Source organism: Mycobacterium novum (assembly GCF_010726505.1).
GTDB lineage: Bacteria > Actinomycetota > Actinomycetes > Mycobacteriales > Mycobacteriaceae > Mycobacterium > Mycobacterium algericum.
Map to the genome: position 1 here is coordinate 314,898 of NZ_AP022562.1, position 23,772 is coordinate 338,669.

The 23,772-nt window shown below is 68.4% G+C and carries 22 protein-coding genes and 1 tRNA gene; 10 read left to right on the forward strand and 13 right to left on the reverse strand.

Annotated features, from left to right (window positions below; all coding sequences use genetic code 11):
* The first annotated feature begins 41 nt into the window (after positions 1-41).
* A complete protein-coding gene (locus tag G6N19_RS01500; protein ID WP_049793013.1) occupies positions 42-1,850 on the forward strand; it encodes a putative bifunctional diguanylate cyclase/phosphodiesterase in 1,809 nt (602 codons plus the stop codon).
* Between the two features lie 418 nt (positions 1,851-2,268).
* Positions 2,269-2,634, forward strand: coding sequence for a PAS domain-containing protein (locus G6N19_RS01505; RefSeq protein WP_013828518.1), 366 nt, complete (start codon positions 2,269-2,271; stop codon positions 2,632-2,634).
* A 4-nt stretch (positions 2,635-2,638) separates the two neighbouring features.
* Here the strand turns inward: G6N19_RS01505 and G6N19_RS01510 are convergent, their stop codons facing one another.
* The 3 genes from G6N19_RS01510 to G6N19_RS01520 form a co-directional block, all read right to left on the reverse strand.
* Entirely contained in the window at positions 2,639-3,316 is a 678-nt protein-coding gene (locus tag G6N19_RS01510; RefSeq protein WP_193465641.1) for a TetR/AcrR family transcriptional regulator, read from the reverse strand.
* Positions 3,316-4,002: a TetR/AcrR family transcriptional regulator gene (locus G6N19_RS01515; RefSeq protein ID WP_193465642.1), complete on the reverse strand. Its 687-nt coding sequence runs from the start codon at positions 4,000-4,002 to the stop codon at positions 3,316-3,318. Before G6N19_RS01515 ends, G6N19_RS01510 begins: the two co-directional genes overlap by 1 nt.
* A 256-nt stretch (positions 4,003-4,258) precedes the next feature.
* Positions 4,259-5,395, reverse strand: a complete 1,137-nt coding sequence (locus G6N19_RS01520; protein ID WP_013828515.1) for an esterase-like activity of phytase family protein — start codon at positions 5,393-5,395, stop codon at positions 4,259-4,261.
* A gap of 52 nt (positions 5,396-5,447) precedes the next feature.
* Between G6N19_RS01520 and G6N19_RS01525 the strand changes: the two genes are divergently transcribed.
* Both G6N19_RS01525 and G6N19_RS01530 read left to right on the forward strand, forming a co-directional pair.
* Positions 5,448-7,397 (forward strand): acyl-CoA dehydrogenase family protein, encoded by a 1,950-nt coding sequence (locus tag G6N19_RS01525; protein ID WP_193465643.1) that lies wholly within the window; start codon positions 5,448-5,450, stop codon positions 7,395-7,397.
* Positions 7,398-7,457: 60 nt separating this feature from the next.
* Positions 7,458-7,853 carry a hypothetical protein gene (locus G6N19_RS01530; protein WP_013828513.1) on the forward strand — a complete coding sequence of 132 codons (396 nt, stop codon included), beginning with the start codon at positions 7,458-7,460 and terminating at the stop codon, positions 7,851-7,853.
* Positions 7,854-7,869: 16 nt separating this feature from the next.
* Here G6N19_RS01530 and G6N19_RS01535 read toward each other — a convergent pair.
* Positions 7,870-7,945: transfer RNA gene (locus G6N19_RS01535), tRNA-Asn, on the reverse strand.
* Positions 7,946-8,075: 130 nt separating this feature from the next.
* On the opposite strand from G6N19_RS01535, the gene G6N19_RS01540 reads away from it, so the two are divergent.
* Positions 8,076-8,330 (forward strand): hypothetical protein, encoded by a 255-nt coding sequence (locus G6N19_RS01540; protein WP_013828512.1) that lies wholly within the window; start codon positions 8,076-8,078, stop codon positions 8,328-8,330.
* A gap of 5 nt (positions 8,331-8,335) precedes the next feature.
* Here G6N19_RS01540 and dnaG read toward each other — a convergent pair whose 3' ends face one another.
* Positions 8,336-10,231: a DNA primase gene (dnaG, locus tag G6N19_RS01545; RefSeq protein WP_193465644.1), complete on the reverse strand. Its 1,896-nt coding sequence runs from the start codon at positions 10,229-10,231 to the stop codon at positions 8,336-8,338.
* An 82-nt stretch (positions 10,232-10,313) separates the two neighbouring features.
* On the opposite strand from dnaG, the gene G6N19_RS01550 reads away from it, so the two are divergent.
* The gene (locus tag G6N19_RS01550) at positions 10,314-11,111 is read left to right on the forward strand and encodes a sensor domain-containing protein (RefSeq protein ID WP_232062483.1); all 798 of its coding nucleotides are present in this window, start codon (positions 10,314-10,316) and stop codon (positions 11,109-11,111) included.
* A gap of 6 nt (positions 11,112-11,117) precedes the next feature.
* On the opposite strand, the gene G6N19_RS01555 is transcribed toward G6N19_RS01550, so the two are convergent.
* Positions 11,118-12,380 (reverse strand): deoxyguanosinetriphosphate triphosphohydrolase, encoded by a 1,263-nt coding sequence (locus G6N19_RS01555; protein WP_013828509.1) that lies wholly within the window; start codon positions 12,378-12,380, stop codon positions 11,118-11,120.
* 142 nt (positions 12,381-12,522) lie between these two features.
* Here G6N19_RS01555 and G6N19_RS01560 point away from each other — a divergent pair, with 142 nt between their 5' ends.
* Positions 12,523-14,523 carry a TPM domain-containing protein gene (locus G6N19_RS01560; protein WP_193465645.1) on the forward strand — a complete coding sequence of 667 codons (2,001 nt, stop codon included), beginning with the start codon at positions 12,523-12,525 and terminating at the stop codon, positions 14,521-14,523.
* 78 nt (positions 14,524-14,601) lie between these two features.
* Here G6N19_RS01560 and G6N19_RS01565 read toward each other — a convergent pair whose 3' ends face one another.
* Both G6N19_RS01565 and G6N19_RS01570 read right to left on the reverse strand, forming a co-directional pair.
* Positions 14,602-15,489, reverse strand: a complete 888-nt coding sequence (locus tag G6N19_RS01565) for a DUF559 domain-containing protein (RefSeq protein ID WP_193465646.1) — start codon at positions 15,487-15,489, stop codon at positions 14,602-14,604.
* Between the two features lie 174 nt (positions 15,490-15,663).
* Positions 15,664-17,073 carry a glycine--tRNA ligase gene (locus G6N19_RS01570; protein ID WP_193465647.1) on the reverse strand — a complete coding sequence of 470 codons (1,410 nt, stop codon included), beginning with the start codon at positions 17,071-17,073 and terminating at the stop codon, positions 15,664-15,666.
* Positions 17,074-17,223: 150 nt separating this feature from the next.
* On the opposite strand from G6N19_RS01570, the gene G6N19_RS01575 reads away from it, so the two are divergent.
* Both G6N19_RS01575 and G6N19_RS01580 read left to right on the forward strand, forming a co-directional pair.
* Positions 17,224-17,580: an ArsR/SmtB family transcription factor gene (locus G6N19_RS01575; protein ID WP_013828505.1), complete on the forward strand. Its 357-nt coding sequence runs from the start codon at positions 17,224-17,226 to the stop codon at positions 17,578-17,580.
* Complete coding sequence (locus tag G6N19_RS01580; RefSeq protein WP_013828504.1) at positions 17,577-17,969, forward strand: Fur family transcriptional regulator; 393 nt, start codon at positions 17,577-17,579, stop codon at positions 17,967-17,969. Before G6N19_RS01575 ends, G6N19_RS01580 begins: the two co-directional genes overlap by 4 nt.
* 25 nt (positions 17,970-17,994) lie before the next feature.
* Here G6N19_RS01580 and G6N19_RS01585 read toward each other — a convergent pair whose 3' ends face one another.
* From G6N19_RS01585 to recO, 5 genes are all read right to left on the reverse strand, one after another.
* A complete protein-coding gene (locus tag G6N19_RS01585) occupies positions 17,995-18,387 on the reverse strand; it encodes a hypothetical protein (RefSeq protein ID WP_193465648.1) in 393 nt (130 codons plus the stop codon).
* Positions 18,387-19,274: a decaprenyl diphosphate synthase gene (locus G6N19_RS01590; protein ID WP_013828502.1), complete on the reverse strand. Its 888-nt coding sequence runs from the start codon at positions 19,272-19,274 to the stop codon at positions 18,387-18,389. The genes G6N19_RS01585 and G6N19_RS01590 overlap by 1 nt, the downstream gene beginning before the upstream one ends.
* 82 nt (positions 19,275-19,356) lie before the next feature.
* Positions 19,357-20,577 (reverse strand): class I SAM-dependent methyltransferase, encoded by a 1,221-nt coding sequence (locus G6N19_RS01595; RefSeq protein WP_013828501.1) that lies wholly within the window; start codon positions 20,575-20,577, stop codon positions 19,357-19,359.
* A gap of 136 nt (positions 20,578-20,713) precedes the next feature.
* A complete protein-coding gene (locus G6N19_RS01600) occupies positions 20,714-21,226 on the reverse strand; it encodes a hypothetical protein (protein ID WP_193465649.1) in 513 nt (170 codons plus the stop codon).
* A gap of 125 nt (positions 21,227-21,351) precedes the next feature.
* Positions 21,352-22,152, reverse strand: coding sequence for a DNA repair protein RecO (recO, locus tag G6N19_RS01605; protein WP_013828499.1), 801 nt, complete (start codon positions 22,150-22,152; stop codon positions 21,352-21,354).
* Positions 22,153-22,228: 76 nt separating this feature from the next.
* On the opposite strand from recO, the gene G6N19_RS01610 reads away from it, so the two are divergent.
* Positions 22,229-23,677 (forward strand): amidase, encoded by a 1,449-nt coding sequence (locus G6N19_RS01610; protein ID WP_083036288.1) that lies wholly within the window; start codon positions 22,229-22,231, stop codon positions 23,675-23,677.
* Positions 23,678-23,772: the final 95 nt, after the last annotated feature.

Genomic DNA, 23,772 nt, shown 5'->3' on the forward strand with positions numbered 1-23,772 from the left:
CGGATAGATTGGCGCTGGTCACTTCGATCGCCGCCCAGCTGATGGCCACCACACCGGCCACGGCGCCCGCTGTCAGCGAGCGGGTACTGCAGACGCTGGTGGAACAGCTCAACGTCGATGCCGGATTCCTGCGCCACAACGACCACGAGATCCGGGCGTCCAAGCTGGTGGCGGAGTGGCCGCCGCGTACCGATCCGCCCGACCCGGATCCGCTGGCGGTCGTCTCGTTCACCACCGCCGATCCGGTCTTCACCACCTGCGCGCACGGCAAGCGGGTGGCGGTCATCCGGCCAGAACCGTCGGAGTCGGGCTATGTGCGCCAGCTGGCGATCGATCATGCGATCGAATCACTGTCGGTGGCGACCGCACCGCTGATCTCGGGGCCGGTGACCACCGGCATGCTCGGCCTGGTCAAGTTCCGCCGGCCAAAGTGGCGGCCGGAAGAACTCAACACGATCGAAGCGATCGCGTCGCTGTTCGCGCAGTTGCAGGCCCGGGTGGTCGCCGAGGAGCGGCTGCGCTACCTGGCCGACCACGACGACCTGACGGGGCTGCACAACCGGCGCGCGCTCGTCGCTCATCTCTCGGACCGGCTGGTCGCGGGAAATCCCGGGCCGGTCGGCGTCTTCTATATCGACCTGGACCGGCTCAAGCCGATCAACGACTATCTCGGGCACGCCGCCGGCGACTGGTTCATCCAGGACTTCGCCCGGCGGCTCCGAGCATATGCCGGGAACCGCACAATGACGGCCCGGATCGGCGGTGACGAGTTCGTCGTCATCCCGGACTGGCCCATGTCGATGGCCAGCGCGGAGACCTTCGCCGATCGGCTGCAGGGTGCACTGCGCGACAAGGTGGAGATCCAGGGCCATACCGTGACCAGCACGGTCAGTGTGGGCGTTACCGTGGGGCTGCCGGGCGAGGACACCAGCGCGGGCCTGTTGCATCGCGCCGACGAGGCGGTGCTGGCCGCCAAACGCGGTGGTGGTAACCAGACCGTCAGCTCCACCGATGACATGTCGCTGAAGAGCTTGTTCCGCAAGGACATCGAGCTGCACCTGCAGGGCAAAATCGACGACGAGTCCCTGTTGCTGTACTACCAGCCCGAGGTCGACTTGTGGAGCGGGGCGATCGTGGCGGTCGAGGCGCTGGTGCGCTGGCGGCATCCGACCCGCGGGTTGTTGCTGCCCGGCTCGTTCATCAGCATCGCCGAATCCGCCAACCTGGCCGACGACCTGGGCCGGTGGGTGATGCGCAGTGCGTGCGCGGAATTCAGCTCGTGGCAGGCCAACGGCGTCCGGACCAACGCCACCTTGCGCGTTAACGTCTCCCCGGTGCAGCTGGCCGCTCGAGGATTCGTTCAGAACGTGGTGGACACCGTCGAGGAGTTCGGCCTGCGGCCGGGGTCGTTGTGCCTGGAGATCACCGAGCGCGCGGTGGTGCAAAACATCGAGACCACCCGGCGCACCCTGGCCGAGCTGCGCGAGGCCGGAGTGCAGATCGCCATCGACGACTTCGGCACCGGCTACGCCGTGCTGTCGCACCTGAAGGATCTGCCGGTCGACACGCTGAAAATCGATACCGTATTCGTGCGGGAATTGGGCGTCAACGCGGGCGATCTGGCGATCGTGCGGGCGATCATCGCCCTCGCCGAGGCGTTCGGACTGCAAGTGGTCGCCGAGGGCGTGGAGACGTCAGCTGCCGCGCTCACCTTGATGCGTCACGGATGCCACCGCGCGCAGGGGTTCCTGTTCTCGCGCCCGGTGCCCGGCGCCGCAGCGGAATCAATGCTGGCGTCGCGCTGGATGGCCATGCCTTTCCTGGCCGACAGCCAGGCTTTGGTGATCTGAAAAGAACAACGCCCGGTAGAAAGCGGCACACAACCGCACCCCCGGCTGCCGGCCGGCGAGCTCTGCAGCCGGTGCGGTGCACCAGCGCGTCTCGGCGTACGGCGGCAATCGGCGGTGCGGACCCCTCGAGGTGCCCCGGGCGAAGCTGTGGGAGGAACTCACCGGCGCCGGCCACGGCGCGCGCTGTTGCGCACCCCCGCCTTGCAAACCAGTCCCTCGCATAAATGGAGATAGTACATACCTTTCGTATGATGTCCAACTATCACAAGACCGGTCGTTAGGGCTTGTGTGACTGCTGTGCGTCGACGGCGCACTCCCGGCCTCGCCGGGACCGGAAAGGATGCCCGCGGGCAGGACCCCGCCCGTCATAATCAGATGCATGGAGCGACGGCGAAACGCGCAAACCCCCCAGACCCCGATGGAGACGCTGCGGCAGTTGCCGGCCCTGGTCGCGCTCGAGCGGATACCGGTGCCCGTGCTCGCGATCGCCGACGACGGCACCATCTTGTTCGCCAACACCGGCTTCGCCGGCATGCTCGGCTACACCCAGGAAGAAGTGCTGGCCCTGGAGTTCCGGCAGATCTTCGGCGAGGTCCCGCCGGCTGAGGAGTCCGCATTGTCGGTAATGCACTCATTGGCCAATCTGGTTGTCTCCCTGGAACATCGGGACGGTTCAACCGTGCGGGCCTTGATGAGCAAGTCGGCGCTCGAACGTGCCGACGACCGGGTTGCGCTCGCCACCTTCCAAGACCTCACCGAGCAACTGTGGACGGACGAGCGCTAGCGACTCAGTCGACGGCGGCCGAGTCCTCGTCGCCGCCCCCCGGTCCGGGCTCGGCCTGGTGACGCAGTGCCTCGCGAGCCAGGAATTGCTGAAAGTACGCCAGCGAGTCCGGCGCCACGATCGCGGGCAGCAGCATCTCCCACATCCGGGTCAATCGGGCGATGCCGTCCTCGCAGCTCGACAGCAGCCACGTCCCGAGCATCGCGCCGGTGATCGGTTCGGCGACCTGAGCGGGATCGAGGCCCTCGCGCAAATCCCCCTCGGCGATCGCGCGTGCGGTCTGGGCGGCCACCGCCGCCGCCCATTCGTCGGCGACGTCGCCGCCCAGTTCGTTGGATTCCGACAGTGCGAAAACCAGGTGGCCCGCCGCTCGCGCCTCTTTGTCGACGGCCAGCACCGCGGTGACGGCGAACATGCCGTGGATCATGCCTTCCAAGGCAGGCGACGACGGCTGGCACATGTTCCGGAAGGTGCTCAGCATGGTGCTGAATCCACCCTCGATGATGGCCATCACCAGTGATTCCATCGAATCGAAGTGGTGGTACAGGGCGCCTTTGGTCACTCCCGCGCGCTCGATGATCGCGGTTCGGCTGGCGGCGACGTAGCCCACCTCGCCGAAGACGTCGATGGCTGCGTCGAGCAGCTTCCGTCGGGTCGCCTCGGATCGAACCTGACGTGCCATCAGCCCGCCCGGTCGTCGGCCACGGTGGGGTTCGCCGACGCGGTCTTGATGGCCAGCGCGGTGCGCCGCCGGATGAACTGGAGAAAATAGTCGATGCGGTCGTCCGGCACCATTCCGGGCAGCACGACGATGAAGCCCCGCTCGATCTGCCCCAGAAACTGTTCGGGGTCGTCGAGATCGCCCGCCTGCCGCAACCCCAGGTACAGTGCCACCAGCATCCGGGCCACATCCTGCGGTTCCCTGCCGACGATGTCCCCTTCGGCGACTGCGCGTTCGGTCACCACACTCAGCGCTTGGACCGCGTTGTTGAGCACCGTGGTCTGCAGTCCCTCGCCACGACCGACAACCGGAAGCAGATGCAGCACCGCGCGCGCGGTGTCGCGACAGATGTCTTCGACCGCCATCAGATAGCCGACGTCGATCAGGGTTTCCAGGCCGGAAAGCTTCCGGTCGACCAGCGACTGTACCGCCGCTCCGGCCCTGGCGAGTTGTTCGTCGATGACGGCAAGTGCGAGAGCATGCTTGGAGCGGAAATGGAAATACATTGCGCCCTTGGTCAATTCCGCTTCCGCGAGGATATCGTCAAGGCCGACGTCGTGATAGGGCCGCTGGGCGAACTGGTGCGCAGCGGCGCGGATGATCTGCTGACGCGTCGCATCGGCGCGCCGGTCGGTGGAGTCAGCCAACGCGCGATCTCAGCCTCGTCACTGACCGGCAGTCGTACCGCATTGCGCTAACGCTATCAGGGCACTGTGCAAATTAAACCTTTTCGATACCCGCAATCGCCAATAACGACAGCCGGCATTCGGAAAATATCAATTAGCGGCTGTCGGGTTATATTTAGTCTCCCAGGTGGCCGGCCTGCCCCCCCGATGATAGTGCCCGTCCGAGCGGGCGGTGTCCGGCCCGGGTTGTTCCTCGCCGGCGCGTCACCGCATCGACTCAGCGCGCGGACATCGCGAACACCACGAACTGCGTCAGCTGGCGCGGCGAGAAGTTGTCGTCGCTGACGAGCACCAGCGTTTGACGCCCGTCGGGCAGTTTGGGGCCCAGCGTGATCCCCTCGATGTTGTCCAGCGGTTCCAGGCCGGGCGTGGTCGACAGGTCGGCCACCAACGTCTTGACCATCGGGGTCACGGCCGCCCCGGCAAGGGCCGGCACGCCCAACACATCGGTGGCGTCCCCGATTTCGGCCCGGAACAACCGCACCGTCGGGCGCACGCTGAACGCCCGCTCGATCACCAGGAACGCGGTGTCCGACAACGCCACCAGGTCGGTCAGACCGTTGGTCTCGGCGGGGGCCGTGGCCGGCTCCAGCGGATAGGCGTATTGGGCGACCGGTGCGGCCGAGTCGGCGCCCGGGTCGACGCGGTAGGCGGTGATGCGGGTCAGCGCGCCGCGGGCCTGATCCGGCAGGGCACCGTCGTCGTAGCCGGGTCCTTCCATCGCGGCGAACAGCGACCGGCCGTCCGGGCTCAGCGTCAGCCCCTCGAGCGTCTTGTTGCGGCGCGGCCCGGTGCGCTGCGCCGACATCGCCAATTGCGGTGGCGTGGTCAACCGACCGAGATAGCTGCCGTCGAGCCCGGCGATCCTGACCCAGGGATCGGCCAGCACCGGACCACGCGGCCCGTCGGTGCGCCGCTCCCCCTCCGACGACCAATACAGCCGCTGCCGGCCGCTGTCGAACGCGATACCTTCCGGGTCCGGTGGCACGACCGGCGGCGAACTGTCGAACGACCGCGGTTCGAACTGCCGCCCGTGTTCGTCCAGCAGTGGGTGGACGGCCATGATCGCCACGGCATCGATGCCGCGATCGGACACCGACAGCCGTACCGTGTAGAACCGGGCCGGTCCGCTGGCCGACCGGTCGTCACTGATGACGTAGTAACAATCCCGCTGCGAGTCGTAACTGATCCCCGACAATCCGCCCACCGTCGTACCGGCGAACACGGTGCTCGGCGCCAGGTGGGCCTGACCCAGGTATTCCACTCCCGGCGCCGCGACCGGCGCCTCGCACGGTCCGCAGCCGGCGACGAGTATCCAACACAGCGACAACAGCCGGGCCAGCTTCCAACGCACACCGTAATTTAAACCCGGTTTACCGGTCGCCCAGCCCGGCTACCGTGCAGGGGTGACCATCTCCGCAGCACTCTGTGACACCTTGGATGGCCGTTGGCGCGCGGTGAAGAACCGGGTCCGAGCCACCCTGTCCGATGAGAAATTCCGTCCGCACCACACGCCGAACACGGTGATCGCGCGCGCCAAGGTCGCCGAACAGCTCAGGATCATGGCCGGCACCGGTGTGGCCGCCGACAGCTTCCGCAAGGAACACGGTGGAACCGGCGATGTCGGCGCGGCGGTCAGCATGATCGAGATGCTGGCGATGTCGGATCTGTCGCTGATGGTCAAGGCCGGCGTGCAGTGGGGGCTGTTCGGCGGCGCCGTGGAGAACCTGGGCACCGAGCGGCACCACCGCGCCTACGTCCAGAAGATCATCGACCTCGACCTGCTGGGCTGCTTCGCGATGACCGAGACCGGCCACGGCAGCGACGTACAGGCGCTGGAGACCACCGCCACCTACGACCCGGCGACCGAGGAGTTCGTCATCGATTCGGCCACCGGTACGGCACGCAAGGACTACATCGGCGGGGCGGCCGAAACCGCCACCATCGCGGCGGTTTTCGCCCAGTTGAGAACACCGGGCCCGGGCGGGGAAGAGCAGGGGCACGGCGTGCACTGCCTCCTGGTGCCGATCAGGGATTCCGAGGGGAACGACCTGCCCGGCGTCACCACCTCGGACTGTCATTACAAGGGCGGTCTGCCCGGGGTGGACAACGGTCGCATCGTCTTCGATCACGTCCGGGTTCCGCGCGAGAACCTGTTGAACAGGTACGCCGATGTCGACCCCGACGGCAGTTATCGGTCATCGATCGAAAGCGACGGCCGGCGATTCTTCACCATGATCGGCACCCTCATCCGCGGCCGGGTTTCGGTGGGCGGCAGCGCGGGCGCGGCCGCCCGGGTCGCACTGGACATCGCCACTCGATACGCCTTGCAGCGCAGGCAGTTCAGCGCGCCGAGCGACGACGGCGCCGAGCACGAGGTGCTTATCATGGACTACCTGGTACACCAGCGCCGGCTGCTGCCGCTGATCGCACGGTCATACGCGCTGCAGTTCGCTCAGAACGAACTGGTGAGCAAATGCCATGACCTGCAGACCGCCGACGACCCCGACCCCGAGGAACAGCGGGAGTTGGAGGCGCGGGCGGCGGGGCTGAAGGCCGCCAACACCTGGCACGCGTCCCGGGCGATCCAGGAGGCGCGCGAGGCCTGCGGCGGCGCGGGCTACATGGCCGAGAACCGGCTGATCGCGTTGCGCGCCGACACCGACGTGTTCACCACCTTCGAGGGCGACAACCACGTGCTGACCCAACTGGTGGCCAAGCAACTGTTAACCGCCTACGCCGACGACATCGCCGGTATGAGCCCGGTCGACTGGGTGCGTTTCGCCGCCGAGACGGTCAGCGACCGGGTGCTGAAACGTACCGCCGCAGAGACGATCATCCAGACCTTCGTCGACGCCCGGCAAGACAGCGAGGAAGAAGGCAGTCTGTTCAACCGGGGTACCCAGCTGCACATGTTCACCGACCGCGAAGAGTATCTGCTGACGTCGGTGGCGCGCCGGTTGCGGGCCAAGTCCGAGCAGATGAGCGACTTCGACGCCTTCAACGCCGTTCAGGACCACGTGCTGCACGCCGCGGCCGCCCACATCGACCGGGTGGTGCTGGAGGCCTTCGTCGCCGGCATCGAATCCTGCCCGGACGCGGCTGCCCGCGAGCTGCTGGAGCTGGTGTGCGACCTGTACGCGCTCAGCGTCATCGAGGACGACAAGGCGTGGTACATCGAGCACCGCTACCTGTCCACCGATCGGGCCAAGGCGGTGACCCGCGGCATCAACGACCGGTGCCGGAAGTTGCGGCCGCACGCCGAGACCCTCGTCGACGGGTTCGGCATCCCGGAGCAGCTGCGATACGCCGAGATGCTGCATCCGGAACACTTGGCTGAGACTGCCCGCCGGTGAATCCACCGGCCGACCGTCATAGGCTGTCCGCATCGATGCTCAAACAAAGGAGTACCAACCATGGCGTGGTTCCTCGCGCTGAATGCCACACCGACCAAGGGCGTCCAGGCACCGACCTATGAGCTGCAGGACTCCGCCGACATCGAGCGGATTACCGAGGAGATGGCCAGCTTCGCCGCCACCGACCGGGCGGTGGCGGTTCCCGCCGTCTTCAACAACGGCCGGCAGAAGGTCACGCTGTATGTGCGGCCGGCCGCCTGGGGCGCGTGGGCGATTTACGAGCTGACCGACGAGGAGCGCCGCGAGATGATGGCCAACAGCCCGCTGGTCAGTGCGCTCGCCCAGGCCCGCGCGGCTCAGCAGCAGCAGTCCCAGTCACAGCAGACGCCCCCGATGTTCGCACCGCAACAGCCGCCTTCGCAGGCCGGTCCCTCGGTGATTCCCCGGCTGGACTGACGCCGGTACAACGTGGTGGCTCCCCCGGGTGGACTCGAACCACCAACCCTCCGGTTAACAGCCGAATGCTCTGCCAATTGAGCTACAGGGGACTGCTGTCCGCGTGGACTTGCACGACTCTAGCGCATCCGGATAGCACCGCCTCCCGACGGGGGTCGCACCGAAACGCGCCGCCGCCGCGTGAGGCAGGATGGAAACACCGCACGATGTAGGGAGCAGCATTTGATCGGGTACGTCGTCGTGATGGGCGTCGGCTACGTGATGGGCACGAAAGCCGGCCGTCGGCGCTACGAGCAGATCGTCGGCACCTACCACGCGCTGACCAGCAGCCCGATCGCCAAATCGGTGATCGACAAGGGACGGCGCAGCATCGCCAACCGGATCCATCCCGACCAGAAGATGGTGACGCTGACCGAGCTCGAGGACGGCACGGCGGTGCTGCGGCCCGAAGACCCGGACGAATCCGGCCCGCGCTGACCCGCTCAGGCGGTCAGGTCGTCGCCGCTGGCCTGCTCGAGCAGACTGCGCCGGTAGGCCTCCATCGCAACCAGGTCCCCGAACAGGGCGTGGTATTCGTCACTGTGTTCCACCGGTGACATGCGCTGCAGCTTGGACTTGACCTCGGCGATCTGCCGGCCCACCCAAACCTCCTGCAACCGGGCCAGCACACCGCCGATGTAGCGGGGCAGTTTCTCGTCGTCGACGCGGATGGACTCCACGCTCAACTCGTGGATGAGGCCGATCGTCAGCGGCGAGGTGGTCTGCTCGCGCACCGTCTCGATCCACTGCGCGCCCGCGGCCGCCCCGGCGGTTCCGCCGGCGGTGTCGATCGCCGAGCGCACCGCCGCGTAACCGGGGTGGGTGAAACTCTCCACCGTCAGGCTGTCGAACACCGGCCCGGCCAGCGTAGGAAACTGCAGCGCCGCCTTGAGCGCCTCCCGCTGCGGCCACAGCGTCGGATCGGCCGGATTGGGGCGTGCGACCGGCGGCTGGGCGGCCGCCGCGGCCGGGGTGTTGGACATGCGCTTCGCGGCGCCCCGGGAATCCTTGGCCGCGGCGCGCACCCTTCCGATGACCTGCGCGACGTCGTCCCATCCCACCCAGCCGGCCAGTTGGCGGGCGTATTCGTCGCGCAGCGTCGGGTCCTTGATCGCCGCGACCATCGGTACGCAGCGACGCAGCGCAGCGACCCGCCCCTCGGCGTTGTCCAGGTCCATCTCGGCCAGCGCGGTTCGGACTGCGAACTCGAACAACGGGGTTCGGCGTGCCACCAGGTCGCGCAGCGCCTCGTCGCCGTGGGCCAGCCGCAGATCGCACGGGTCCATGCCGTCGGCGGCCACCGCGACGAACGACTGTCCTGCCAGTTGTTGTTCACCCTCGAGGGCCTTGACCGCCGCCGCACGCCCGGCCGCGTCGCCGTCGAAGACGTAGATCAGCTCGCCCCGAAAGAACTTGTCGTCCATCATCAGTCGACGCAGCATCGCCAGGTGCTCGTCGCCGAAGGCCGTGCCGCACGACGCGACGGCGGTGGTCACCCCCGCCAGGTGCATCGCCATCACATCGGTGTAGCCCTCCACCACGATGGCCTGGTGCCCGCGCGCGATGTCCCGTTTGGCCAGGTCGAGACCGAACAGCACGTTGGACTTCTTGTACAGCGTCGTTTCCGGGGTGTTGACGTACTTGGCCTCCATCGGATCGTCGTCGAACAACCGGCGAGCGCCGAACCCGATCACCTCCCCCGCCGAGGACCGGATCGGCCACAGCAGCCGACGGTGAAACCGGTCCATCGGGCCGCGGCGTCCCTCCCGAGACAGGCCTGCGGCTTCCAGCTCCTTGAACTCGAAGCCCTTACGCAGCAGGTGTTTCGTCAGGCCGTCCCACCCCGAAGGGGCGAACCCGCAGCCGAACCGCTGGGCCGCGGCGGCGTCGAAGTTACGTTCGGTGAGGTACTTGCGCGCCGGTGCGGCCTCGGGGCTGCCCAACGCCGCGGCGTAGAACTCCGCTGCCGCGGCGTTGGCGGCGATCAGCCGGCTGCGGCCGCCGCGCTCGCGCTGGATGTTGGTGGCCGATGCCCCGGTGTAGGTGATGGTGTGGCCGACCCGGTCGGCCAACAGTTCGACCGCCTCGACGAAGCTGGCGTGCTCGATCTTCTGCACGAACGCGTAGACGTCACCGCCCTCCCCGCAACCGAAACAGTGGAACAGGCCGTGATTGGGCCGGACGTGAAACGACGGCGACTTCTCGTTGTGGAACGGGCACAGGCCCTTGAGCGAGTCGGCTCCGGCCCTCCTGAGCTGCACGTAATCGCCGACCACATCCTCGATCCGGACACGTTCGCGGATGGTGGCGATGTCGCGATCGGAGATACGGCCGGGCACCGGGTCAGTCTAGAGTGCACCGCCGGTCGCCAACCCCGATGTTTTAAGCTCGGTCCGTCAACGTCGAGGTCCGGGAGCGCCCATGAGTCTGTCCGAGCAGCCAACGGCGGCGAAATCCAAGCGACCTCGCCTCCTGCTGGCGATCGCTGTCGTCGTGCTGGCCGTGGTGGGGCTGGTGCTGTGGCTGGTCTTGCCCGACCGCTCCCGTGGCGCCGCATCGGGTATCTCCGGCGAGACCGTCAAGCAGGTCCTGCTCGACGGCGCCGAGCTCACGAAGATGCTGGACCAGCCCTTCACCACTGTCACCGGGCCGCCCGCCTACGGCGGCCTGGAGGCGATGGAGGACTCGTCGGCGACCGGCGAATGCGTGGGCGTCGTGGACGTCGCACCGAAGAGCGTCTACTCCGCGGCCGACGTGCAGAGCTATGCACGCGAGACGTGGATCGACTCCGAACCCCACCGGGACGGCTTCACGCCACTCACCACCCGGGTGATGTTCGTCAAGGAGGCCGTGGTCGCGCTGCCCAGCGAGGCCGACGCCCAGGAGTTGTTCGCGAGCTTCGCCGAGCAGTGGAAGCGCTGCGACGGGCGTCCGGTCAACACGACCGACCCGGTTTCGGGAGCGCAGCCGCACCTGCACGGCACCGAAATGCACATCACCGACGTGCGGGTCACCGATGACGTGCTGGCGGCGTCCATCGTGCTCGACAAGAGCCCCAAGGCCCCCGACACCCGGGCCATCGGCGTACGCGGCAACTACATCGTCGGGGTGCTGATCGCGTTCACCGGCACCGAGAACGCCACCGGTTCCGCCGATCCCCAAACCAGCAGCATCCAGGCCGTGCAGGCGATGATGGACAAGGTCACCGAACTCAGCTGAGGCCACTCAGCCCGCCGCGAGACGCTCCAATCGTCCCTCGGTGCACGACGCGATCTGATCGATGACGACCCGCAGCCGCGCGCCGTCGTCCGCAGCGGCGACGAACGCCGGGACGAAGATCGGATCCAGGCTCTCCGGCGCCCCGGCAAGCAGCCGGTGCGCCACCTCGTGAATCCGCTCACGCTGGGCGGCCTGAATCTTCCGGTGCTGATCTTCGGACATGATGAACTGCACCGCAAGGGTTTTCAGCACGGCTACTTCGGCCCGAACGAGTTCAGGCACCTCCAAGTCGGCCTGGTAGCGGGTCAGCGGTCGGCGGCCGGCGGTGGCATGGGTAGCGCTGATCGCCGCGGAGGCGAACCGGCCGACCAGCTCGCTGGTGAGTCGCTTCAACGCCACGGACGCCGACAGTGTGACCACGAATTTGCCGTAGCCGGCGACCGCGGCCACCACCGGCAGTTCGGTGAGTCGTTGAGCGGCCGCGGCCAGATCATGCTCCCCGTCGGGATCGCCGAGCCGCGCCAGTTCGGCCACCGTCGAGGCGTCGCCGAGCACCCGCAGGTCGATGCGGCCCGCGATGACACCGTCTTCGACGTCGTGCACCGAGTAGGCGACGTCGTCGGCCCAGTCCATGATCTGCGACTCCAAGCAGACCCGGCCCTCCGGCGCTCCTCGACGCATCCATTCGGCGGCGGCACGGTCGTCGTCGTAGAACCCGAACTTGGTTCGGTCCGGGCCGTTTTCCGACCGTCGCGGCCACGGATATTTGGTGACCGCGTCCAGCGCCGCCCGGGTCAGATTCAGTCCCGCGCTTGCGCCGTCCGGCCCCAGGACTTTGGGTTCCAGGCCGGTCAGAATGCGGAAGTTTTGCGCGTTGCCTTCGAATCCGCCGCAACCGGAGGCGATTTCGTTGAGTGCCTGCTCGCCGTTGTGACCGTACGGCGGATGCCCGATGTCGTGAGCCAGTCCGGCCAGGTCGACCAGGTCAGGGTCGCAGCCCAATCCGATCGCCATCCCCCGCCCGATCTGAGCCACCTCCAGCGAATGGGTCAGCCGGGTGCGCGGCGTATCGCCGTCGCGAGGCCCGACGACCTGGGTCTTGTCGGCCAACCGGCGCAGTGCGGCGCTGTGCAGCACTCGGGCCCGGTCCCGGGCGAAGTCGGTCCGGTGCTGTCCGCCGGTTCCGGGCAGGCCGGCCGTCTTCGACGTCTCCGCCACGATGCGATCGCGATCGTGCGCGCCGTAGCTGTCGTATGAGTTCATGGCCACCGGCGCCAGTCTATTTAGCGCGTCCCACATCGATGACACGCCGGCCCGAAGTCCGGCGCCGCGCCGCCCGAGCCACCCGAGCCGTCCAGGCCGGCCGCAGAATTCCATCGATCGCCCAGGGATCGCATATACATTGACCAGCATGCGAATCACGCGCCTGATCAGCGCCGTCCTGGCGATCCTCACCGCGGCGCTGCTCGTGGCGCCGAGCGCCGCGGCGCAGCCACCGCTGCGGCTGCCCAGTTCGATCACCGACAGCGCCGGGGTGCTGTCGCAATCCGACCGCGCCGAGGTGCAGGCCGCGATCGACAAGCTTTACGCCGACCGGCACGTCCGGCTGTGGGTGGTCTACGTCGAGGTCTTCTCCGGGCAGACCGCCGACGGGTGGGGCCGCAGCACCGCCCAGCTCAGCGACCTGGGCAACAACGACGCCCTGCTGGCGGTGGCCACCGCCGACCGCAGCTACGCGTTCCTGGTGTCCAATGGCATCTCCGAGATCAGCACCGGCAAGGTCGACGCGCTGCGGCGCAACCAGATCGAGCCGGCCCTGCACCGCGGCGACTGGGCCGGGGCGGCCGCTGTCGCCGCCGACGGGTTGGACGCGGCGGCAGCTCCGGCCGAGGTGAACTGGGCGCCGATCTTGATCGCTTTGGCCGCGGTGGCGGCCGCCGGCGTGGTGGTGTGGCTGGTGGCACGTCAGCTGCGGCGTAGGCGTCACGCCGCGGCGCTGGCCGCAGCCCGGCGCGTCGACCCGACCGATCCCAACGCGTTGGCCGCCGTGCCGGTGTTCGCATTGGATGCGCTGTCGCGCGAGAAGGTGGTCGAGGTCGACAACGCGGTACGTACTAGCGCCAACGAGTTGCAGCTGGCGGTCGATGAGTTCGGGCAGGAACGCACCCGGCCGTTCGCACAGGCGGTCGCGAGCGCCAACGCCGCCATGGAGCACGCCTTCACGGTGCGTCAGCAACTCGACGACGACATCCCCGAGACACCGGCCCAGCAGCGCGATCTGCTGACCGGGGTGATCGTCACCGCCGCCAAGGCCGACCGCGAACTGGAGACCCAGCGTGCGTCGTTCGAGCAGTTGCGTGACCTGGTGCTCAACGCACCGGCACGCCTCGACGACCTGACCCGACGGCTCGTCGAGCTGACCGGGCGCATTCCGCTCTCGGAGCAGAACCTGGTCGAGTTGCATCGCGAGTTCGACGCCACGGCACTCAGTTCGGTGTCCGGCAACGTCAAGACCGCGCAGGACCGGGCGGCCTTCGCCGAACGCAACATCACCCGGGCGCGCGGGCTGGCCGATCGCCCGGTGACCGGCGGGCAGAGCGAACTGGTGGACGCCGTGCGGGCCGCGGAGTCCGGATTGGGCCAGGGCCGGGCACTGCTCGACGCGGTGGACAACGCCGCCCGCGACATCAGGCACGCGGTCGCCACGCTGCCGGAGGCGATCACCGACGCCGAAGCCGGCATCGCACAGGCCAATGCACAGCTGCAGCGCGGCGCGGGCCCACACAGGTCCGAGCTGACCTCGGCCCGCGACACCGCGGTCAGGGCTGTCGCCGCCGCGCGGGCCAGCGGAGATCCGCTGGGGGCGTTCACCGCGTTGACCAAGGCCGACGCTGATCTGGACCGGCTGCTGGACACCGTGGCCGAGGAGCGCGCGGCCGCCGAGCGACTGGCCCGCACGCTGGAGCAGGCGCTGTTCACCGCGTCGTCGCGGATCCGCGCCGTCTCGGATTACATCGACACTCGCCGCGGCAGCGTCGGCCCGGAGGCCCGCACCCGGCTGGCCGAGGCCCGCCGCCGGCTCGAGGCCGCCCAGGACACGCGCAGCACCGACGTCGCCGGCGCCATCAGCCAGGCCAACGGTGCGGCCACACTGGCCGCCGCGGCCCAGTCACTGGCCAAGGCCGACGTGCAGGCCGCGCAGCGGGCCTACTACGGGCGCTACGGCGGCGGCCCCGGTCGTGGCGGTGACACCGGCGCCATGCTGGGCGGCATCATCATCGGCAACATCCTCAGCGGTGGCGGTATGGGTGGCGGCTTCGGCGGCGGTAGCAGCGGCGGAGGTTGGAGTCCGACCTCGTTCGGCGGCTCCTCGGGCGGCGGTGGCTTCTTCGGCGGCGGCGGCCGCTTCTAGCCCAACCACCGCGAGCGTGCGCGTCCCCGGTCGACACGCCGGGGAAATCCCCGGAATTCCGCACGTTCGCGCCGGCGATCACGCGGCCCGCGACCGGGACATCTCCCCCTCGATGCGGCGCACCATGTCCCAGGGACGACGCCGAACGTCGTCGTCGACAAGCGACAGTACCGTCCACCCCACGTCCTGCAATGCCGCGCGCTTGCGCCGATCGCGGCGCAGGGCCTCAGGGCTGCTGTGGAAATCGAAACCGTCGTACTCGACCGCAACCCGGTAGGCCGGCCACGCGAAGTCGACCGTCCAGATCTGGAAGTTGCGATCGACGATCTTGTATTGCAACTCCGGCACCGGCAGGCCGCCATCGATCATTCTCAGCCGTGCTTCGCTCTCCATCGCCGAGTCCGACCGCCCGTCGGCCAGCGGAATCAAGTCACGCACCGCCACTATCCCCCGCCGCCCGCCCTGGCGGGCTGCCGCCGAGCGCAACTGTCGACGATCACAGGTCCCGCTGCGCAACGCCGCGTCGAGAGTGGCCAATGCCCTCGGCCGGCGAAGGCTGCGGGCGACTTCGACTGCTGTCCACGCGGGTTCGGTTGCCAATCGGCCGTCGACGAAGGCCAGCGGCGCTGCGTCGCGGCGGTGCACCACCAGCCCATCGGAGTTGCGTAACTGATGCCCGACGGGGTTCAGTACGTGGAGGTCGGTTACCTCTTCGGTATCGAAACCGTATGCCGCAGCGGCGGTCCCGAGGCAGACCGCGACTTGCTCACCGGCACGCAGATCCAGGCCCGCCAGCCGGAGCGTGGTATCGGGGTCGCTTCGGGAATACACGCCGAACCACACCTGGGTGAGCTCACCACGGGCGACGCCCGTTTCGAACGCGGCGCGGCCAAGGTGGCGTTGAAACTGTCCGGCGGTTGCCACCCCGCCCTGCTTAGCCAGCAGCATGTCCAGTTCGTTGGTCATCGCCGCAGCGTGCGGCGCGAACGACAACCACGCCAGTCACGGCTGTGGATAACCGGCGGCTACCGCTGCCCTGCCGGTGGCGAGCGTGCGTGGATCCGGCGCCGGCACGGAGTGTCGGGCCGGGGACACGCACGCTCGCGCAAGCGGGAGATGCCCCCCATGCTCGCGCGAAGGTCAGCAGCCCTTGAGGCGCACGGCCAGGTAGTCGGCCACCCCGTCGATGGCCACCCGCTCCTGGGCCATGCTGTCGCGCTCGCGCACGGTGACGGCGTGGTCCTGCAGGGAGTCGAAGTCGACGGTGATGCAGAACGGGGTGCCGATCTCGTCCTGGCGCCGGTAGCGCCGGCCCACCGCCCCGGCGTCGTCGAACTCGACGTTCCAGGACTGGCGCAACTCGGTGGCCAGATCCCGGGCCTTCGGCGACAGGTCGGCGTTGCGGCTCAGCGGCAGCACCGCGGCCTTTACCGGCGCCAGTCGCGGGTCCAGGCGCAACACCGTGCGCTTGTCCACCCCGCCCTTGGCGTTGGGGGCCTCGTCCTCGTGGTAGGCGTCGATCAGGAACGCCATGAACGAGCGGGTCAGGCCGGCCGCCGGCTCGATCACGTACGGCGTGTAGCGGGTGTCGGACGCCTGGTCGTAGAACGACAGGTCGACACCGGAGTGCTTGGTGTGGGTGGACAGGTCGAAATCGGTGCGGTTGGCGATGCCCTCCAGCTCGCCCCACGGGTTGTTCTGGAAACCGAACTTGTACTCGATGTCGGTGGTGCCGGCGCTGTAATGCGACAGCTTCTCCAGCGGATGTTCGAACAGCCGTAGCTTGTCGGCGTCGATACCGAGGTCGACGTACCAGGCCAGCCGGGTATCGATCCAGTACTGGTGCCACTCGCGGGCGGTGGACGGCTCGACGAAGAACTCCATCTCCATCTGCTCGAACTCGCGGGTCCGGAAGATGAAGTTGCCCGGGGTGATCTCGTTGCGGAAACTCTTGCCGGTCTGGGCGATTCCGAACGGTGGTTTGCGCCGCGCGGTGGTGACCACGTTGGCGAAGTTGACGAAGATGCCCTGCGCGGTCTCGGGGCGCAGATAATGCAGCCCCTCCTCGGTCTCGATCGGGCCGAGATAGGTCTTGAGCATCATGTTGAACTCACGCGGCTCGGTCCACTGGCCCTTGGTACCGCAGTCCGGGCAGGCGATCTCGCTCATCGGAACGTCATCGGGGTCGACCTGCTCCCCTTTTGCAAGCCGCTTGGCGGCTACCGCCTCCTGCATGTGGTCCTGGCGGTGACGCTTGTGGCAGGACAGGCACTCCACCAGCGGGTCGTTGAAGACGTCCACGTGACCGGAGGCCACCCACACCTCGCGCGGCAGGATGATCGACGAGTCCAGGCCGACGACGTCCTCGCGGGCGGTCACGACCGAGCGCCACCACTGTCGTTTGATGTTCTCTTTGAACTCCACGCCGAGCGGACCGTAGTCCCACGCGGATTTGGTGCCGCCGTAGATTTCGCCGGCCGGAAAAACCAGGCCGCGGCGCTTGGCCAGGTTGACGACGGTGTCGATGACGGACGCCACGAGGGGGTGCACTCCTGTCTTGTCGGGACCGCGCCGGCACCGCCGGCACGCAAAGCAACCGATATCGTATCGACCTCGCAACGGTTCTTTGACATGCATCATTACGCATGGAACAGTGGGAGTCAGCTGAAAACGGTTTCCAACATGGGCGGAGGTGGTGACATGGCGCCCGCGATGACCGGTCTGGTAACCGATGACCACCAACACACCGGGCCCGCCTACCCCGCCACACCGCCGCGTGAGATCCTCGACGCCGCTGGCGAATTGCTGCGGGCATTGGCCGCTCCGGTGCGCATCGCGATCGTCTTGCAGCTGCAGGAGTCGCATCGCTGCGTCCACGAACTCGTCGACGCGCTGGGGGTGCCTCAGCCGCTGGTCAGCCAGCATCTGAAGATACTCAAATCGGCCGGGGTGGTCACCGGGGAACGGTCGGGCCGCGAAGTGCTCTACCGGCTGGCCGACCACCACCTGGCGCACATCGTCATCGACGCGGTGGCCCACGCCGGTGAAGACCATTGACCGCCCCCGGGGTGCGCTCCACCCGGCAGCGCACAGCGATCTCGGCGCTGCTGGAGACCATCGACGACTTCCGTTCGGCCCAGGAGTTGCACGACGCGCTGCGTGAGCGCGGCGAGAACATCGGGCTGACCACCGTGTATCGCACGTTGCAGGCGATGGCGTCGGCCGGTCAGGTCGACACCTTGCGCTCCGACACCGGTGAATCGGTGTACCGGCGCTGCTCGGAGGACCATCACCACCACCTGGTGTGCCGCAACTGCGGCGCCACGGTGGAGGTGGCCGACCACGAGGTCGAGACGTGGGCCGCCCAGATCGCCGCCGAGCACGGCTTCTCCGACGTCAGCCACACCATCGAGATCTTCGGCACCTGCGCGGATTGCCGGAAGTAGGACGCTCTCGGCGCAACACCCGGCCTCAGCCGATCAACGCCTGCCGGATGTCGACACCCTTGGCAAGAACCAACAACACCAGTGTGCACAGCGCATCGTCGGTCAGGCCCGAGCCCGGAAAGTTGTAGCGCAGCATCACATCTGCGACTTTGGCGTTCTTCTCGACCAGGGTGACCGTCCCGAGCTGACTCAGGCGCGCCTGCTCGGCCGCTCGCTCACGCAACTTCTTGGTCAGCGCCAGGTCCCAGGCCAGGATCTGGGTGAGCGACACCAACTCCAGTTCGTCGGTGATCGGTACTACCCGCAATGACGCCAGCGTGCCGTCATGATGGACGGTCAGCGCACCGTCAGGTTCGGCGTCGGTGGGCACCGCCGCGGCGGTGAGGACTGTGTGGAGACGGTGGGCCAGATCCGTCATCACGCCGTCCCGAATCGCCGCTGCCGGGAGGCGTACTGTTCGCAGGCCTCCCACAGGTCGCGGCGGTCATAGTCCGGCCACAGCTTTTCTTGAAAGATGTACTCGGCGTAGGCCGCCTGCCACAGCATGAAGTTGGACGACCGCTGCTCACCGGAGGTGCGGATCAACAGGTCGACGTCGGGCATGTCCGGGCGGTGCAGATGCTGGGAGACGGTGGCCTCATTGATCCGGTTCGGGTTCAGCTTGCCCGCAACGGCTTCGGCGGCGATAGCCCGTGCGGCCTCGGCGATCTCGGTGCGCCCCCCGTAGTTGACGCAGTAGTTGATGGTGATGACGTCGTTGCCGACTGTCATGGCCTCGGCGATCTCGAATTCCTTGATGACGCTGCGCCACATCTTGGGTCGCGAACCCACCCAGCGCATCCGCACACCCATTGCGTTGAGGTTCTCCCGGCGGCGGCGCACCACCTCGCGGTTGAACCCCATCAGGAAGCGGACCTCCTCGGCGGAACGTTTCCAGTTCTCCGTGGAGAACGCATACACGGTCAGCCATTTGATGCCGATCTCGATGGCACCACAGGTGATGTCGATCAGCACCGCCTCGCCCATCTTGTGGCCCTCGGTGCGGCCCAGGCCGCGCTGAGTGGCCCACCGGCCGTTGCCGTCCATCACGACCGCGACGTGATTGGGCAGCGCCTCGGCCGGAATCCGGGGGGCGGCGGCCTTGGAGGTGTGCTGCGGCGGACGGCACGGCCCCCCGCCCGGTGGTGACGGCAACTGCGGGAACACCACCGGCCAGGTGGACGTGTCCGGGAACACCGGATAGTCCTCGGGTGCCGCGGGCAACTGCGGGCAGCCGCCCTTGCGATCGGCCCGATTCAACACCATGCGTCCAATCCTGCCCGACCGGGCCGGCACCGCCTGCGGTGACCGCTCGTTCGCTGCGGCGGTTTACCGGCCATGCCGACGATCAGGAATCGGTACTCAGGTCCATCGCGACGAAGTCCAGGCGCCACAGCGATTGGAACAGCTTGCGGCCGAACTTCTCCAGATCGGCTGTGCTCCCCCGCGACGGCCCGCCGGCCTGCGCCAGGCTCGAGGCGATCTCACGGATGCTCCGGCGCCCGTCGATGCTCTGCACGAACGGCAGCTGGGCCGGGTTGAGCTGCATGCGCCAGCCCGGACGGAAGATCTCGCTGCCGTTCAGCCCGCACTTGAAGCGGAACAGCGGCACGTAGTCGAGACTCTCGGGTGTCGAGAAGTCGATCGCATAGGTGTTCTTGGGACGGTCGGGGCGAGTGGCAAGGAAGAAGTGCCGCGCGTTGAGGGTGTGGATGCGCTCCATCACCGACCAGATCTTGGCCTCGGGCAGCGCGTTCACCACGTCGTAGAAGCCTCCCGACGGCGCGGCGATGTCGTGCGCGTAGTACGGCGCCTTGAGCAGCCAGCCCTGGAAGTCCAGCCCGGCCGAGTTGGCCAGGTCGATGCAGCCGTCGACGTCGTAGCTCTTTGCCCTACCGTGCAGGAAGGTGTCCACCAGGCCGGAGTCCGAAACCAGGTCGCCGGCGATCTTCAGATACGACTGGACGGGATGGTCCGGAGACAGCATCCGGATGGCCTGCCGCACGGTCTGGATGGAGGCGTCGCTCTGCTCCAATCCCAAGTCCTGGAAGACCGACTCGAGGATCTCGATGCCGATCCGGCCGTAGCGCGCGTACAGCATGATGGCGGCGACGCCATCGGGCCGCAGCCGCTCCGCGATGGCCTTCATCCCCACCTTCGGGTCAGCCATGTGGTGCAGCACGCCGGTGGACACCGCGAGGTCGAAGTCCATGCCCAGCGTGGACAACTCCTCGATCGGGAGCTGGTGCAGCTCCAGATTCCACAGCCCGTGCTTGTCCTTGAGGTACTGCTGGTGTCCCAGCGACGCCTGGCTGATGTCGACGGCCACCACCCTGGCCTTCGGGTTGTTGTATGCGAAGACTGCCGCCTGGTTGGTGCCGCAGCCCGCGATGAGGATGTCGAGGTCGGGCCGGTACTCCCGGTCCGGCCACAGCACCCGGTGGGCATGGCTCGGGTCGAACCACTCCCAGTTCCCGGCCGACCACGCCTGCAGGTCGTGGATGGGCGGCGGGTAGGTCCACCGCTCGTACTGCCGGGATACGACATCTGCGCGTGGGTTCTCAGTCACTTCTTTGTGGCTCCTTGTTACGTTGCCCCCCGGCGATCGAGTCAGACTCTAGCGGGGGTGGTTGGGGCCGGCGCGACGGGTGCCACTCCCATCGGAGCAGCGTGCCGGACGCGTCGGTTCGCTCTTATCGGCTCAGTCAGCCGGCGCGTCCGGGCTGTCCGGGTTGACCTGGCTGACCAGGCGTTCCACCCGGCCCGGGCGCTCCGCCGGCACCCCCGGCACCGCCCGCACCAGGCTGGCCGCCCGGGCCGGACGCACCACCGGCGCCCCCGGCACCGCCGTGCCCGCCGGCACCGCCCTTGCCGCCGTCACCGCCCTTACCTCCGGCGCCGCCTTGGCCGCCCTTGCCGCCTTGGCCGCCCTTGCCGCCCTGCCCGCCTTTGCCGCCTTTGCCGCCCTTACCGCCCTGGCCGTCGGCACCCGGAGCACCGTCGGCCCCGTCGGCGCCGTCGGCCCCATCGGCACCCGGGGCATGAGTCGACAACGGCGCCATGGCCCCGACACCCGGCCCGAAGCCCGCCTGCGCGACCGGGCCGACCGCCGGGAGCATTCCCGCAACCAGCAGGGCTCCCGCCGCTGCGCCGAGGCCGGCCGCGTACCGCGGCGCGGTGTAGTGCGCCCAGCGTCCCCACCCGGTGTCGTGAATCATTCGGCCTGCCTTCCAGATTGAGCCTTCGGATCGTGAAGTCGCATCAGCCTACCGCCGACCCGCGAATGGTCCACGGAAACGAACACAATTGCCAGGTCGGTGCCCGTGGGCCGGTGCCCGCGGGGTCAGCCGTCGCTGCCGGTGGCCTCCGATACCGCCTCGGCCTCCACCGCGCCCTGCCCGGCCGCCGCCCGCTGAACGCGCTCCACCAGCGGCAATGTCCGCAGCCGGCGCTCCAGATGCCACTGCAGATGGGCGGCCACCAATCCGCTGGCGTGGCTGCGGTGCGCCGACACTGAACGTTCAGCAAGCTCCCAATCCCCGTCGTGCAGCGCCGCCATCAGATCCAGCACCCCCATCGGCGGGGTGGTCGACCCGGCCGGGCGGCAGTGGCCGCAGACGCTGCCGCCGGCCGCGACATGAAACGCCCGATGCGGGCCGGGGGTGGCACAACGGGCACATTCGGTCAGTGCCGGCGCCCAGCCGGCCACCGACATGGCGCGCAGCAGATAGGCGTCCAGCACCAGCTCGCGGGGGCGACGGCCGTCGGCCACCGCCCGCAACGCGCCGACGGTCAGCCGGTGCAACGCCGTTGCCGGTGCCCGCTCGGTGCCGGCGAGACGTTCGGCGGTCTCCAGCATCACGCAGGCGCACGTGTAGCGGCCGTAGTCGCTGACGATGTCGCTCGCGAACGCGTCCACCGACACCACCTGGGTGACGATGTCGAGGTTGCGGCCCGGATGCAGCTGCACGTCGATGTGGGCGAACGGCTCCAGTCGGGCACCGAACTTACTGCGGGTACGGCGCACCCCTTTGGCCACCGCGCGGACCAGCCCGTGGTCGCGGGTGAGCAAAGTGACGATCCGGTCGGCTTCGCCGAGCTTGTGCTGGCGCAGCACCACCGCCCGGTCCCGGTACAGCCGCATCGCACCAGTTTCGCATCATCGCGGGGGCGTTTCGAGGACGGTCACCGGCGTGGCACGCCGGATAGTCTCGTCACCGATGACCCTCCCGCCCGCGGCGCCCGGCACCCGCTTTCCCACCCTCACCGAACAGCTCTACCAGCTGGCCAGCGGCGAGGTGGCCTCCGTCGACCTGGTCCGCCGCTCGCTGCACGCCATCGACGCCAGCCAGTCCACACTGAACGCCTTCCGGGTGGTGTTCACCGAGTCGGCGCTGCGCAGTGCCACCGAAGCCGACCGGCGCCGCGCCGCCGGCGATCGCGCCCCGCTGCTGGGCGTCCCGATCGCGGTCAAGGACGACACCGACGTCGCGGGCGTACCCACGTCGTTCGGCACGTCCGGCTACGTCGAGCCGGCCGGCCACGACGCCGAGGTGGTGCGGCGGCTCAAAGCCGCCGGCGCGGTGATCGTCGGCAAGACCAACACCTGCGAGTTGGGCCAGTGGCCGTTCACCGGCGGCCCCGGGTTCGGCGACACCCGCAATCCCTGGTCTCGCCGACACACCCCGGGCGGATCGTCGGGAGGCAGCGCCGCCGCGGTCGCCGCGGGGCTGGTCGCCGCGGCGATCGGTTCCGACGGAGCCGGCAGCGTGCGCATACCCGCCGCGTGGACGCATCTGGTCGGCATCAAACCGCAGCGGGGCCGCATCTCCACCTGGCCGCTGCCGGAGGCGTTCAACGGCATCACCGTCAACGGAGTGCTCGCCCGCACGGTCCAGGACGCGGCGCTGGTGCTGGACGCGGCCTCCGGCAATACCGCAGGTGACCTGCACAAACCGCCCCCGGTCACGGTGTCCGACTTCGTGGGACGCGCGCCGGGCCAGCTGCGGATCGCGATGTCCACCCGATTTCCCTACACCGGGTTCGGCGCCCGGCTACATCCCGAGATCAGGGCCGCACTCGAGCAGGTCGCCGCGCAGCTTCGCCTGCTCGGGCACATCGTGGTTCCGGGTAATCCCGACTACGGGGTGCGGCTGTCGTGGAACTTCCTGTCCCGCTCCACCGCTGGGGTGCTGACCGCCGCGAATGCGCTCGGCGGCGCGGTGGACCTCGACCCGCGCACGCTGGCCAACATGCGCACCGGCCGGCTGTTGTCGCAGGCGGTGCTGCGCAAGGCCCGCGCCCACGAGGCAAAGGACCGGCGACGGGTGGGTTCGATCTTCCGGATCGTCGACGTGGTGCTCGCCCCCACCACCGCCCAGCCGCCGCCACTGGTGCACGCGTTCGACGACCTGGACGCCCTGGCGACCGACCGCGCCATGATCGCGGCCTGCCCGGTGACCTGGCCGTGGAACCTGCTGGGCTGGCCGTCGATCAACGTGCCGGCCGGGTTCACCTCCGAGGGCCTGCCGATCGGGGTGCAATTGATGGGGCCGGCCAACAGTGACGGTCTGCTGATTTCACTGGCCGCGGAACTGGAGGGCATCAGCGGCTGGGCGGCGCAACAACCCACACCGTGGTGGCGCACCGATCCCAACCCCTGCCCGTAACGCCCGAAAAGGCTGTGACCACGGACTTCGGCGACGCCATCGGCTGTCCGCTAAGCTTGGTCCGTCTTCGAAGTAAGACCTCATATCCACACGTG